This is a genomic window from Citrobacter sp. CK199, assembly GCF_030333285.1.
Taxonomy (GTDB): Bacteria; Pseudomonadota; Gammaproteobacteria; order Enterobacterales; family Enterobacteriaceae; genus Citrobacter_B; species Citrobacter_B koseri.
Genome location: NZ_JAOWGF010000029.1, coordinates 587,027 through 600,314 on the forward strand (window position 1 = coordinate 587,027; position 13,288 = coordinate 600,314).

Consider the following 13,288-nt stretch of genomic DNA (forward strand, 5'->3'; position numbering starts at 1 on the left):
GCTTATCAGGCCTACCGGGAGTTACCTGTAGGCCGGATAAGGCGTAACACGCCGCCATCCGGCAACACACAGCTTACTTACGCGTTAGTTTTTCCAGATCGGCTTCAATTTCGTTGATCTTGTTGGCGACCACGCTTTCCAGATGACGTAAATCATCCAGGATCTTACGTTTGAGATCGACTTCCGTGCGATCGCGCTGGCAGATCTGATCCAGCTCATCGATCACATAGCGCAGGTTAGGACTGATCTCCTGCACCTCTTTGTAACCTTGTCCGATACCATCGGCGACGACGGTTTTACGCTGGCGGGGATATTTGAACTTTACGCTTTTGGCAAAGAACTCGCCTCTATCCTTCTGGAAATAGATTTTCAGGATATCGTTGTTGGCTTCTTGCCGCAGGCTGTAACGATCGATTTCTTCAGGATTGGTAATGCCCAGACTTTTCAGATTGTCATACATAGCGGTACCCTTCATCTCAACATAACCTATGAATAATTAACGAAAAGTTCTCTTTCCGCCAGCCACAGATGTAAAAAAAGCGGGCTCAGCCCGCTTTTTCAAATCATTGTTAGTCGATGGTACGTAACAGCTCGTTGATCCCGACTTTTCCGCGCGTCTTCGCGTCAACTTTTTTCACGATGACCGCACAGTACAGGCTGTATTTACCGTCTTTCGACGGCAGGTTGCCGGAAACCACAACGGAGCCTGCCGGTACGCGGCCATAATGGATTTCGCCCGTTTCGCGATCATAAATACGGGTGCTTTGACCGATGTACACGCCCATAGAGATCACGGAACCTTCCTCAACGATCACCCCTTCAACCACTTCAGAACGCGCGCCGATGAAGCAGTTATCTTCGATGATTGTCGGGTTCGCCTGTAGCGGTTCCAGTACGCCGCCGATGCCGACGCCGCCGGACAGGTGTACGTTTTTACCAATCTGCGCGCAGGAACCTACGGTCGCCCAGGTATCTACCATCGTGCCTTCATCAACGAATGCGCCGATGTTTACGTAGGATGGCATCAGCACGGTGTTGCGTGCGATAAACGCGCCCTGACGCACAGCGGCAGGCGGCACTACGCGGAAGCCTTCTTTCTGGAAGCGCGCTTCGTCATAGTCGGCGAATTTCATCGGTACTTTATCGAAGTAGCGGCTTTCCGCACCGTCGATAACCTGGTTATCGTTAATACGGAAAGAGAGCAGAACCGCTTTCTTCAGCCACTGGTGAGTCACCCACTGGCCATCAATCTTTTCTGCCACACGCAGCGCACCGGAATCCAGCAGAGAAATGACCTGGTTAACCGCTTCGCGGGTCACGGTATCTACATTCGCCGGAGTGATGTCGGCACGGCGCTCGAAAGCGGACTCAATAACGTTCTGTAACTGCTGCATTGTTAAACTCTTTCCATATGAATAAACACACTACCCTTTATCGTTTGGATTGAGGGCCGCTGTCAACCGTTGATGCACTTCCTGCTGTAGCTCATTATTAAGGGCACGCCGGTCGGCTGTCGCGATTATGAATAAATCTTCTACTCGCTCGCCAATGGTTGTAATTCGGGCGCCATGAAGCGAAATTCCCAGATCGGCAAAAATTTGCCCGACCCGCGCCAGCAGGCCCGGCTGATCGAGAGCGATAAGTTCAAGGAACGATTTTCTGTCGGTGTGAGTAGGCAGAAAAGTGACCTCGGTATCGACGGTAAAGTGGCGTAATTTGGCTGGCTGGCGACGCGGCTGCGGAGGCTGCCAGCTGCTCTGGGTAATTGCCTGCTCCAGTCCAAAACGGATGGCTTCGTGACGGTCGGCGGAGAGAGGACTGCCGTCCGGCTCCAGCACAATAAAGGTATCCATCGCCATGCCGTCGCGGGTGGTGAAGATTTGCGCGTCATGAACGCTCAGATTGCGCCTGTCCAGCTCTGCGCAAACGGCGGCAAACAGATAAGGGCGATCAGGACTCCAGATGAAGATCTCCGTTCCGCCGCGCGTGGCCTGTGGGCTGACCAGAATCAGCGGTCGGGTCAGATCGTGCTGTAACAGATGACGCGCATGCCAGGCCAGCTGATTCGGACTATGGCGCACGAAATAGTTAGCGCGGCAGCGTGTCCAGATTTGATGCAGCGCCTCTTCGTTTATATTGTCCATTCGCAGCAGCGCCAGTGCCTGAAGCTGATGATGGCGCACGCGTTCGCGCATATCCGGCGTGTTTTGCATGCCGCGACGTAGCTGTTTTTCGGTGGCAAAGTACAGTTCGCGCAACAGGCTTTGCTTCCAGCTGTTCCACAGCGTTTCGTTAGTGGCGCAAATGTCAGCGACCGTCAGGCATACCAGGAAGCGCAGACGGTGTTCCGTTTGCACCTCTTCGGCGAACTGTTTGATGACCTCAGGGTCCTGGATATCGCGCCGCTGGGCGGTAACCGACATCAGCAGGTGCTGGCGTACCAGCCAGGCGACCAGTTGCGTTTCGCGTGAGTTCAGGCCGTGCAGTTCGGCAAATTTGAGCACGTCCTGCGCGCCGAGTACCGAGTGATCGCCGCCGCGCCCTTTGGCGATATCATGGAACAGCGCCGCGATCAGGATCAGTTCCGGTTGCCGCAGGCGCGGCCAGAGATCGACGCACAGTGGATGGCGCTGGCGGGTCTCTTCTTTGGCGAAACTTTCCAGCTTCAGCATTACGCGAATGGTGTGCTCATCCACCGTATAGGCATGGAACAGGTCGAACTGCATTTGGCCGACGATATGCGACCATTGCGGCATGTAAGCCCAAAGCACGCTGTGGCGATGCATTGGCAGCAAACCGCGGCTGACGGCGCCCGGATGACGCAGCATACTGAGAAACAGAGAGCGCGCTTCCGGGATGTAGCACAGCGGCTGGGTCAGGTGGCGGCGGGCATGGCGCAGATGGCGCAGCGTGGTGGAATAGATGCCAGTGATGGTGCTATTGCGCACCATCGTATAAAACATCCGCAGGATCGCTTCCGGCGAACGGATAAACAGATCGTCATCGCGCAGGTCGATCAGCGTGCCGCGCAGTTGAAACTCGTCATCAATCGGGCGCGGTTTTTCATCGGCGGGCAGGGCGAGGATTGCTTCATCAAACAGCTGCAATAGCATCTGGTTCAGTTCGCTGACCCGACGCGTGACCCGGAAATAGTCTTTCATCATGTGCTCAACCGGCTCGTTGCCTTCGCCAGTGTAGTTGAGCCGCTGGGCAACGCTGAGCTGCCTGTCGAACAGCAGGCGGTTGTCGTAACGGCTGACCACCAGGTGCAACGCGAAGCGAATGCGCCACAAAATATGCAGGCACTCGTTTAGCTCGGCGCGTTCTGCCTGGGTTAAGAAGCCGAAGCCGACCATCTCATTGAGAGACGTTGCGCCGAAGTGGCGGCGGGCCACCCATTGCAGGGTGTGGATATCACGCAGGCCGCCAGGGCTGCTTTTAATATCGGGTTCAAGGTTATAGCTGGTGCCGTGATAGCGCTGGTGGCGCTGGTTTTGTTCTTCGACTTTGGCGGCGAAAAATTTCTCCGACGGCCAGAAGCCTTCACTGAAAATATGCTTTTGCAGCTCCAGAAAAAGCGCCACGTCGCCGATCAGCAGACGTGTTTCAATCAGATTGGTGGCGACGGTTAAGTCTGACAGCCCTTCCAGCAAACACTCTTCCAGTGTGCGCACGCTATGCCCGACTTCCAGCTTCACATCCCACAGCAAGGTCAGCAGTTCCCCGACTTTTTGCGCCTGAGCGTCGGGCAGCTTTTTACGGCTCAGGATGAGCAGGTCAATGTCGGAAAGCGGATGCAGCTCGCCCCGGCCATAGCCGCCGACGGCCACCAGGGCCAGATCGGCAATTTGCCCGAATCCGGCATCGATCCACAGTCGTTGCAACAACTGGTCGATAAATTCGGTGCGGGCTTCAATCAATTGCTCTGCGGAAATCCCGCTGTCAAAAGCGTCTCCCAGCCACTGCTGGAAAATATCAATGTGGGCTTTAATTCCGCTGACGGTAAGCTCGTCACGCGACCAGGCTCCCGGATTTTGCGGTTGGCCGGGTAGGGTGGGGAGAGCCGTATTCGCGTGCTGTTCAGGAAGAGTATTCATTATGCGCCACCCATTAAAAAGCCGGATGCGGCGTTAACGCCTTATCCGGCCTACGGGTAAACGCTGATTGTAGGCCTGATAAGCGGTAGCGCCATCAGGCAAAAGTTTATGCGTCGTGCGTGATAATCGCCGGGATGGTGTCATCCTTGCGTAACGTCAGAATTTCACAGCCGTTTTCGGTTACCACAATAGTATGCTCGTACTGCGCAGACAAGCTTCTGTCTTTGGTTTTTACCGTCCAGCCGTCTTTCATGGTGCGGATGCGGTAATCACCGGCGTTCAGCATCGGTTCAACGGTGAACGTCATTCCCGGTTGCAGAACCACGCCGCCGTCGTCCGCATCGTAGTGCAGAACCTGCGGTTCTTCATGGAAGCCGCGACCAATCCCGTGACCGCAATATTCGCGAACGACAGAGAAGCCTTCGCCTTCCGCGTATTTCTGAATGGCCGCGCCCAGCGTGCGCAGACGGATGCCCGGTTTGACCATTCGCAGCGCCAGATACAGGCTTTCCTGGGTTACTCGGCACAGGCGCTCGCCCAGAATCGTCGGTTTGCCGACGATAAACATTTTTGACGTATCGCCGTGGTATTCATCTTTAATTACGGTTACGTCGATATTGACGATATCGCCGTCTTTCAGCAATTTGCCATCGTCCGGGATACCGTGGCACACCACTTCATTAATGGAGATGCAAACGGATTTCGGATAACCGTGGTAGCCGAGGCAAGCGGAGATCGCGTGTTGTTCATTGACGATGTAGTCGTTGCAGATGCGATCCAGTTCCCCGGTGCTGACGCCCGGTTTGATATACGGTTCGATCATCTCCAGCACTTCTGCGGCCAGGCGGCCAGCGACGCGCATTTTTTCGATTTCTTCAGGGGTCTTGATTGAGATAGCCATGAATTCTGTCCATCGGTGTCGATTATTTCGACAATAATTGTGTAAGTGCTGTCAATGGTATCAGTCCAAAGCGTAGCCTGCCAAATTGAGAATCATTAACAGCACATCGAGCCAACAATTATTGGTGTCCGCGGCGTATTTGTGGTATAAAGCGCGCCGGACTTCCGTTCCATTCGAAGACTACACAAGATGGACTGAAGCGACAAATCTCACTTTGTGTAACAACACACACGTATCGGCACATATTCCGGGGTGCCCTTTGGGGTCGGTAATATGGGATACGTGGAGGCATAACCCCAACTTTTATATATAGAGGTTTTAATCATGGCAACTGTTTCCATGCGCGACATGCTCAAGGCTGGTGTTCACTTCGGTCACCAGACCCGTTACTGGAACCCGAAAATGAAGCCGTTCATCTTCGGTGCGCGTAACAAAGTTCACATCATCAACCTTGAGAAAACGGTACCGATGTTCAACGAAGCGCTGGCTGAACTGAACAAGATTGCTTCTCGCAAAGGTAAAATCCTTTTCGTTGGTACTAAACGTGCTGCAAGCGAAGCGGTGAAAGACGCTGCTAACAGCTGCGACCAGTTCTTCGTGAACCATCGCTGGCTGGGCGGTATGCTGACTAACTGGAAAACCGTTCGTCAGTCCATCAAACGTCTGAAAGACCTGGAAACTCAGTCTCAGGACGGTACTTTCGAAAAGCTGACCAAAAAAGAAGCGCTGATGCGCACTCGTGAGCTTGAGAAACTGGAAAACAGCCTGGGCGGTATCAAAGACATGGGCGGCCTGCCGGACGCACTGTTCGTTATCGATGCTGACCACGAGCACATTGCTATCAAAGAAGCAAACAACCTGGGTATCCCGGTATTTGCTATCGTTGATACCAACTCTGATCCGGACGGTGTTGACTTCGTTATCCCGGGTAACGACGACGCAATCCGTGCTGTTAGCCTGTACCTGGGCGCTGTAGCTGCAACCGTTCGTGAAGGCCGTTCTCAGGATCTGGCTTCTCAGGCGGAAGAAAGCTTCGTAGAAGCTGAATAATAAGGCACGCTCGTTCGAGCCCCCTTATAAACCAGGTAGTATCACGTTTGGTTAGGGGCCCTTTAGGCCCCTTTTTCACTTTTAAATCTGTGCGGTTTGATGCCGGGCAGATCAAATCTTCCGAGGATTTTAGAATGGCTGAAATTACCGCATCCCTGGTAAAAGAGCTGCGTGAGCGTACTGGCGCAGGCATGATGGATTGCAAAAAAGCACTGACTGAAGCGAATGGCGACATCGAGCTGGCAATCGAAAACATGCGTAAATCCGGTGCGATCAAAGCAGCGAAAAAAGCAGGCAACGTTGCTGCTGACGGCGTGATCAAAACCAAAATCGACGGCAACTACGGCATCATTCTGGAAGTTAACTGCCAGACTGACTTCGTTGCTAAAGATGCTGGTTTCCAGGCATTTGCTGACAAAGTGCTGGACGCCGCTGTTGCTGGCAAAATCACTGACGTTGACGTGCTGAAAGCACAGTTCGAAGAAGAGCGCGTTGCTCTGGTGGCAAAAATCGGTGAAAACATCAACATTCGCCGTGTTGCTTCCCTGGAAGGCGACGTTCTGGGTTCTTACCAGCACGGTGCGCGCATCGGTGTTCTGGTTGCGGCTAAAGGCGCTGACGAAGAGCTGGTTAAACAGCTGGCAATGCACGTTGCTGCAAGCAAGCCTGAGTTCGTTAAGCCGGAAGACGTGTCTGCTGAAGTGGTAGAGAAAGAATACCAGGTACAGCTGGATATCGCGATGCAGTCTGGTAAGCCGAAAGAAATCGCAGAGAAAATGGTTGAAGGCCGCATGAAGAAATTCACCGGCGAAGTTTCTCTGACCGGTCAGCCTTTCGTTATGGAACCGAGCAAATCTGTTGGTCAACTGCTGAAAGAGCACAACGCCGACGTAACTGGCTTCATCCGCTTTGAAGTGGGCGAAGGCATCGAGAAAGTTGAGACTGACTTTGCAGCAGAAGTTGCTGCGATGTCCAAGCAGTCTTAATTGTCGAAAAGGAGCCGCCTGAGGGCGGCTTCTTTTTGCGTCCATCTTGTAAATTCAGCCAACCCCTATAGTGGCTGCGCTGAAAAGCGACATACAATGTCGCCGGAATTAACTCATCTCAATCGTTGACAGTCTCAGGAAAGAAACATGGCTACCAATGCAAAACCCGTCTATAAACGTATTCTGCTTAAATTGAGTGGCGAAGCTTTGCAGGGTTCGGAAGGCTTCGGTATTGATGCAAGCATACTGGATCGTATGGCTCAGGAAATCAAAGAACTGGTGGAACTGGGCATTCAGGTTGGTGTGGTGATTGGTGGCGGTAACCTGTTCCGTGGTGCTGGTCTGGCGAAAGCGGGTATGAACCGCGTTGTGGGCGACCACATGGGCATGCTGGCCACCGTGATGAACGGTCTGGCGATGCGCGATGCGCTCCACCGCGCCTATGTGAACGCCCGCCTGATGTCCGCTATTCCGCTGAATGGCGTGTGTGACAACTACAGCTGGGCAGAAGCCATTAGTCTGCTGCGTAATAACCGTGTGGTTATCCTGTCTGCGGGCACCGGCAACCCCTTCTTCACCACCGACTCTGCGGCTTGCCTGCGCGGTATCGAAATTGAAGCGGATGTGGTGCTGAAAGCCACGAAAGTCGATGGCGTATTTACTGCGGACCCGGCCAAAGATCCGTCCGCCACGATGTATGAGCAACTCACCTACGGCGAAGTGCTGGATAAAGAGCTGAAAGTGATGGATCTGGCCGCGTTCACGCTGGCTCGTGACCACAAATTGCCAATTCGTGTCTTCAATATGAACAAGCCGGGCGCGCTGCGTCGCGTCGTGATGGGCGAAAAAGAAGGGACTTTAATCACGGAATAATTCCCGTGATGGCCAATTCCGGGTAAGATTCGCCTTTACCCGGCAGGATTTATATATCCTGTGGCATGAATTAAACGAGACTATACTGAGCATACTCTGTATACACGAAATCATTCATGCTGCATCACGGCGGCAAGAGCGTGAATCCCGAGGCGCGTACACTGGTACGTGGCAGGGAAGAACGTTCGCAGCCAACGCAGAGGCAGCCTGAAGGATGAAGTGTATTGTGTGATTGTCTGGTCGACTGAGACTAGTTTTCAAGGATTCGTAACGTGATTAGCGATATCAGAAAAGATGCTGAAGTACGCATGGAAAAATGCGTTGAAGCGTTTAAAAACCAAATCAGCAAAATTCGCACGGGTCGTGCTTCTCCCAGCCTGCTGGATGGCATTGTCGTGGAATATTACGGCACGCCGACTCCGCTGCGTCAGCTGGCGAGCGTAACGGTAGAAGACTCCCGCACGCTGAAAATCAATGTGTTCGATCGCTCCATGAGCCCGGCGGTTGAGAAAGCGATTATGGCTTCTGACCTCGGCCTGAACCCGAGTTCTGCGGGTAGCGATATCCGTGTTCCGCTGCCGCCGCTGACTGAAGAACGTCGTAAAGACCTGACTAAAATCGTTCGTGGCGAAGCAGAGCAGGCGCGTGTTGCCGTGCGTAACGTACGCCGTGATGCGAACGACAAAGTAAAAGCGCTGCTGAAAGATAAAGAGATCAGCGAAGATGACGATCGCCGTTCTCAGGACGAAGTACAGAAACTGACTGACGCTGCCATCAAGAAAGTTGATGCGGCGCTGACGGAAAAAGAAGCGGAACTGATGCAGTTCTGATTTTCCTGTACGACTAAAACGCCGCTGGTTGACCCTGACGGGTCTTCCGGGCGGCGTTTTGCTTTCTATCCTGTCTCAATTCTTCTGGACGTTTCATGAAGCAACTAACCATTCTGGGCTCGACCGGCTCTATTGGTTGCAGCACGCTGGATGTGGTGCGCCATAATCCTGAAAGCTTCCGTGTTGTCGCGCTGGTTGCGGGTAAAAATGTCACCCGTATGGTAGAGCAGTGCCTGGAGTTTTCGCCGCGTTATGCGGTGATGGACGATGAACAGAGCGCTCAACGGCTGAAAACTGCGCTTCTGGAACATGGAAGCCGCACTGACGTCCTGAGCGGACAACAGGCCGCCTGCGATATGGCTGCGCTGGATGAGGTCGATCAGGTGATGGCGGCTATCGTGGGCGCGGCAGGTCTGCTGCCTACGCTTGCGGCGATTCGCGCCGGTAAAACCATCCTGCTTGCCAATAAAGAGTCGCTGATCACCTGCGGGCGTCTGTTTATGGACGAGGTGAAACGCAGTAAAGCCCGGCTTTTACCGGTAGATAGCGAACATAACGCGATTTTTCAGAGTATGCCCCAACCTATTCAAAACGATCTGGGATACGCTGAGCTGGAGCAAAATGGCGTGATGTCGATTTTGCTTACCGGGTCTGGTGGCCCTTTTCGTGAAACGCCATTGTGCGATCTGGCGGCCATGACGCCCGATCAGGCATGTCGTCATCCGAACTGGTCTATGGGACGAAAAATTTCCGTCGATTCCGCCACCATGATGAATAAAGGTCTGGAATACATTGAAGCGCGTTGGTTGTTTAACGCCAGCGCAAGCCAGATGGACGTGTTGATTCACCCGCAGTCGGTTATTCACTCAATGGTGCGTTATCAGGACGGCAGCGTTCTGGCGCAACTGGGGGAGCCGGATATGCGTACGCCAATCGCGCATACGATGGCGTGGCCGAATCGCGTGAACTCTGGCGTGAAGCCGCTCGATTTTTGCAAGCTCAGTGCGTTGACGTTCTCTGCGCCAGATTATCAGCGCTATCCGTGCCTGAAACTGGCGATGGACGCGTTTGAGCAAGGCCAGGCCGCGACAACCGCGCTGAATGCGGCGAATGAAATCACCGTCGCCGCATTTCTGGCTGAAGAGATTCGCTTTACAGATATTGCTGAGCTCAATTTATCTGTGCTGGAGAAAATGGATTTGCAGGAACCGGGAAGCGTTGACGACGTTCTCAGGGTTGATGCCGTCGCGCGTGACGTCGCCAGAAAACAGGTGATGCGACTCGCAAGCTGATGATAATCCCTCTACACAGGATCGTGCTATTTGTTAGCGTTGGGCTTCAGTGATATAGTCTGCGCCACCCGATCGCAGATATTTGGCTTTATGCGGTCAGGTAAGCCGTGGTTTGACACGGCTTTTTTGTGGATGCACAAAATCATTCAGGTTGCATCATTCATAGCCAACGAAGAGGCAGCCTGAAGGATGAAGCGCAAAAGGCTTCAGTATTCCTGAGTACCGTTAAATCCTTTCAGGGACTAAAAACGCGTTATGTTGTCTGCAACTCAACCACTAAGCGAAAATTTGCCAGCACATGGCTGTCGCCATGTAGCAATCATTATGGATGGCAATGGCCGCTGGGCGAAAAAGCAAGGGAAGATTCGCGCCTTTGGGCATAAGGCCGGAGCAAAATCCGTCCGTCGGGCCGTATCTTTCGCTGCCAACAACGGTATTGATGCGTTAACGCTGTATGCCTTTAGCAGTGAGAACTGGAACCGACCAGCGCAGGAAGTGAGTGCGTTAATGGAGCTGTTCGTGTGGGCGCTGGATAGCGAAGTAAAAAGCCTGCATCGCCATAACGTTCGCCTGCGCATTATTGGCGACACCAGTCGATTTAACTCGCGTTTGCAAGAACGTATTCGCAAGTCTGAAGCGCTTACCGCCCAGAATACCGGGCTGACGCTGAATATCGCGGCGAATTATGGCGGACGTTGGGATATTGTCCAGGGAGTCAGGCAACTGGCAGAACAGGTGCAGGAAGGACTGCTGCGCCCTGATCAGATTGACGAAGAGATGCTAAACCAGAAAATCTGTATGCATGAACTGGCTCCTGTAGATTTAGTAATTAGGACTGGGGGAGAGCATCGCATTAGTAACTTTTTGCTTTGGCAAATTGCCTATGCCGAACTTTACTTTACTGATGTTCTTTGGCCCGATTTCGATGAACAAGACTTTGAAGGGGCGCTGCATGCCTTTGCCAATCGAGAGCGTCGTTTCGGCGGCACCGAGCCCGGTGATGAAAAAGCCTGATGGGGGTCGCTTTTGCTGAAGTATCGCCTGATTTCTGCTTTTGTTTTAATACCCGTTGTCATCGCGGCGCTTTTTTTACTCCCGCCGGTGGGGTTCGCCATTGTCACGCTGGTCGTTTGTATGCTGGCCGCCTGGGAATGGGGACAGTTAAGCGGTTTTACCACGCGTACTCAGCGGGTCTGGCTGGCGGTGCTGTGCGGGTTATTGCTGGCGCTGATGCTGTTTTTGCTGCCTGAATATCACCGCAACATTCATCAGCCGCTTGTTGAGGTTTCGCTTTGGGCGTCGTTGGGCTGGTGGGTCGTTGCATTATTACTGGTGTTATTTTATCCCGGTTCGGCGGCGATCTGGCGTAATTCAAAGACATTACGCGTAATTTTCGGGGTGTTAACCATCATTCCTTTTTTTTGGGGAATGCTGGCGCTGCGCGCCTGGCACTATGATGAGAATCATTACAGTGGCGCCATATGGCTGCTCTATGTCATGATCCTCGTCTGGGGGGCAGACTCCGGGGCATATATGTTTGGCAAACTGTTCGGCAAACATAAACTTGCGCCAAAGGTTTCTCCTGGTAAAACCTGGCAGGGCTTTATTGGCGGACTCGCGACTGCCGCCGTGATTTCATGGGGTTACGGCATGTGGGCGAATCTGGATGTTGCGCCTTCAACCTTACTGATTTGTTCTGTCATCGCGGCCCTGGCGTCAGTGCTGGGCGATCTGACTGAGAGCATGTTTAAGCGTGAAGCAGGAATTAAGGACAGTGGTCACTTGATCCCAGGGCATGGTGGTATTCTGGATCGTATTGATAGCCTGACGGCGGCAGTACCGGTCTTTGCTTGCCTGTTGTTACTGGTATTCAGGACACTCTAACGGAAGGTTTTATGCTGAGTATTCTCTGGAATCTGGCTGCATTCATCGTCGCACTGGGTGTGCTTATCACCGTGCATGAATTTGGTCATTTCTGGGTTGCCCGGCGCTGCGGTGTTCGTGTCGAGCGCTTTTCTATCGGTTTTGGGAAAGCGCTTTGGCGGCGTACCGATCGATACGGTACGGAATATGTGATCGCCATGATTCCCCTCGGCGGTTACGTCAAAATGCTGGATGAGCGCGCTGAGCCGGTTGTGCCGGAACTGCGCCACCACGCTTTCAACAATAAAACCGTGGGACAGCGGGCGGCGATTATCGCCGCAGGTCCGATTGCAAATTTTCTTTTCGCTATTTTTGCCTACTGGCTGGTTTTTATCATCGGCGTCCCTGGCGTTCGTCCGGTGGTTGGTGAAATAACACCCAACTCGATTGCCGCCCAGGCGCAAATTCTTCCTGGTACGGAACTTAAAGCCATTGATGGCATCGAAACCCCTGATTGGGATGCGGTGCGCTTACAGCTGGTGTCCAAAATCGGCGATGAGCGTACGACAATCAGCGTGGCGCCGTTCGGCAGTAATCAGCGCCAGGATAAAACGTTAGATTTGCGCCACTGGGCATTTGAGCCAGATAAAGAAGATCCTGTATCTTCTTTAGGGATTCGGCCGCGTGGTCCACAGATCGAACCGGTGCTGTCAGAAGTGCAGGCGAACTCCGCTGCAAGTAAGGCGGGTTTGCAAGCAGGCGACAGGATCGTTAAAGTCGATGGTCAGTCGTTAACGCAATGGATGACGTTTGTGACGCTTGTGCGCAACAATCCAGATAAGCCGTTAGCGCTGGAAATTGAAAGGCAGGGGAGTTCCTTGTCTTTGACGTTAATCCCGGATACAAAGCCGGTTAACGGAAAGGCAGAAGGTTTTGCGGGTGTTGTGCCTAAAATTATTCCTCTGCCGGATGAGTACAAGACTGTACGCCAGTATGGGCCATTCAGCGCCATCCTCGAAGCCACGGACAAGACGTGGCAGTTGATGAAGCTGACGGTCAGTATGCTGGGAAAATTGATAACCGGTGATGTGAAACTGAACAACCTCAGTGGGCCGATTTCTATCGCTCAGGGGGCTGGGATGTCAGCGGAATTTGGGGGCATTTATTACCTGATGTTTCTTGCGCTTATCAGCGTGAACTTAGGGATAATCAACCTGTTTCCGCTGCCCGTTCTTGACGGGGGGCATCTGCTGTTCCTGGCGATTGAAAAGCTGAAGGGCGGGCCGGTATCCGAGCGGGTTCAAGACTTTAGTTACCGCATTGGCGCGATTTTGCTGGTGTTGTTAATGGGGCTTGCACTTTTCAATGATTTCTCTCGGTTGTAAGAGAGTTAGTT

At 53.0% G+C, this 13,288-nt stretch carries 12 protein-coding genes; 8 read left to right on the forward strand and 4 right to left on the reverse strand.

Annotated elements, in window-relative coordinates; translation table 11 throughout:
* Window positions 1-73: 73 nt before the first annotated feature.
* From OGX75_RS21025 to map, 4 genes are all read right to left on the reverse strand, one after another.
* The gene (locus OGX75_RS21025) at window positions 74-460 is read right to left on the reverse strand and encodes a DUF3461 family protein (RefSeq protein WP_024130689.1); all 387 of its coding nucleotides are present in this window, start codon (window positions 458-460) and stop codon (window positions 74-76) included.
* Window positions 461-569: 109 nt separating this feature from the next.
* On the reverse strand, window positions 570-1,394 hold the full coding sequence (dapD, locus tag OGX75_RS21030) for a 2,3,4,5-tetrahydropyridine-2,6-dicarboxylate N-succinyltransferase (RefSeq protein WP_012133993.1): 825 nt from the start codon (window positions 1,392-1,394) through the stop codon (window positions 570-572).
* 30 nt (window positions 1,395-1,424) lie between these two features.
* Window positions 1,425-4,097, reverse strand: a complete 2,673-nt coding sequence (gene glnD / locus OGX75_RS21035; protein ID WP_047458818.1) for a bifunctional uridylyltransferase/uridylyl-removing protein GlnD — start codon at window positions 4,095-4,097, stop codon at window positions 1,425-1,427.
* A gap of 106 nt (window positions 4,098-4,203) precedes the next feature.
* Window positions 4,204-4,998, reverse strand: coding sequence for a type I methionyl aminopeptidase (gene map / locus OGX75_RS21040; RefSeq protein ID WP_012133991.1), 795 nt, complete (start codon window positions 4,996-4,998; stop codon window positions 4,204-4,206).
* Window positions 4,999-5,322: 324 nt separating this feature from the next.
* Here map and rpsB point away from each other — a divergent pair, with 324 nt between their 5' ends.
* The 8 genes from rpsB to rseP all read left to right on the forward strand — a co-directional run bounded on the left by rpsB (window position 5,323) and on the right by rseP (window position 13,277).
* The gene (gene rpsB, locus OGX75_RS21045) at window positions 5,323-6,048 is read left to right on the forward strand and encodes a 30S ribosomal protein S2 (protein WP_012133990.1); all 726 of its coding nucleotides are present in this window, start codon (window positions 5,323-5,325) and stop codon (window positions 6,046-6,048) included.
* A gap of 134 nt (window positions 6,049-6,182) precedes the next feature.
* Entirely contained in the window at window positions 6,183-7,034 is an 852-nt protein-coding gene (tsf, locus tag OGX75_RS21050) for a translation elongation factor Ts (protein ID WP_024130688.1), read from the forward strand.
* A gap of 147 nt (window positions 7,035-7,181) precedes the next feature.
* Window positions 7,182-7,907 carry a UMP kinase gene (gene pyrH, locus OGX75_RS21055; protein ID WP_012133987.1) on the forward strand — a complete coding sequence of 242 codons (726 nt, stop codon included), beginning with the start codon at window positions 7,182-7,184 and terminating at the stop codon, window positions 7,905-7,907.
* 272 nt (window positions 7,908-8,179) lie between these two features.
* Window positions 8,180-8,737 (forward strand): ribosome recycling factor, encoded by a 558-nt coding sequence (frr, locus tag OGX75_RS21060; protein WP_024130687.1) that lies wholly within the window; start codon window positions 8,180-8,182, stop codon window positions 8,735-8,737.
* Between the two features lie 95 nt (window positions 8,738-8,832).
* Complete coding sequence (gene ispC, locus OGX75_RS21065; RefSeq protein ID WP_012133985.1) at window positions 8,833-10,029, forward strand: 1-deoxy-D-xylulose-5-phosphate reductoisomerase; 1,197 nt, start codon at window positions 8,833-8,835, stop codon at window positions 10,027-10,029.
* A gap of 255 nt (window positions 10,030-10,284) precedes the next feature.
* A complete protein-coding gene (gene ispU, locus OGX75_RS21070) occupies window positions 10,285-11,043 on the forward strand; it encodes a (2E,6E)-farnesyl-diphosphate-specific ditrans,polycis-undecaprenyl-diphosphate synthase (RefSeq protein WP_049007937.1) in 759 nt (252 codons plus the stop codon).
* A 12-nt stretch (window positions 11,044-11,055) separates the two neighbouring features.
* The gene (gene cdsA, locus OGX75_RS21075) at window positions 11,056-11,913 is read left to right on the forward strand and encodes a phosphatidate cytidylyltransferase (RefSeq protein ID WP_012133982.1); all 858 of its coding nucleotides are present in this window, start codon (window positions 11,056-11,058) and stop codon (window positions 11,911-11,913) included.
* Between the two features lie 11 nt (window positions 11,914-11,924).
* Entirely contained in the window at window positions 11,925-13,277 is a 1,353-nt protein-coding gene (gene rseP, locus OGX75_RS21080) for a sigma E protease regulator RseP (protein ID WP_012133981.1), read from the forward strand.
* The last annotated feature ends 11 nt before the right edge of the window (window positions 13,278-13,288 follow it).

Excerpts from the sequence above, each read along its gene's own strand:
- OGX75_RS21025 (WP_024130689.1), bottom strand. The coding sequence starts at position 460 with ATGTATGACAATCTGAAAAGTCTGGGCATTACCAATCCTGAAGAAATC.
- dapD (WP_012133993.1), bottom strand. The coding sequence starts at position 1,394 with ATGCAGCAGTTACAGAACGTTATTGAGTCCGCTTTCGAGCGCCGTGCC.
- glnD (WP_047458818.1), bottom strand. The coding sequence starts at position 4,097 with ATGAATACTCTTCCTGAACAGCACGCGAATACGGCTCTCCCCACCCTA.
- map (WP_012133991.1), bottom strand. The coding sequence starts at position 4,998 with ATGGCTATCTCAATCAAGACCCCTGAAGAAATCGAAAAAATGCGCGTC.
- rpsB (WP_012133990.1), top strand. The coding sequence starts at position 5,323 with ATGGCAACTGTTTCCATGCGCGACATGCTCAAGGCTGGTGTTCACTTC.
- tsf (WP_024130688.1), top strand. The coding sequence starts at position 6,183 with ATGGCTGAAATTACCGCATCCCTGGTAAAAGAGCTGCGTGAGCGTACT.
- pyrH (WP_012133987.1), top strand. The coding sequence starts at position 7,182 with ATGGCTACCAATGCAAAACCCGTCTATAAACGTATTCTGCTTAAATTG.
- ispC (WP_012133985.1), top strand. The coding sequence starts at position 8,833 with ATGAAGCAACTAACCATTCTGGGCTCGACCGGCTCTATTGGTTGCAGC.
- ispU (WP_049007937.1), top strand. The coding sequence starts at position 10,285 with ATGTTGTCTGCAACTCAACCACTAAGCGAAAATTTGCCAGCACATGGC.
- rseP (WP_012133981.1), top strand. The coding sequence starts at position 11,925 with ATGCTGAGTATTCTCTGGAATCTGGCTGCATTCATCGTCGCACTGGGT.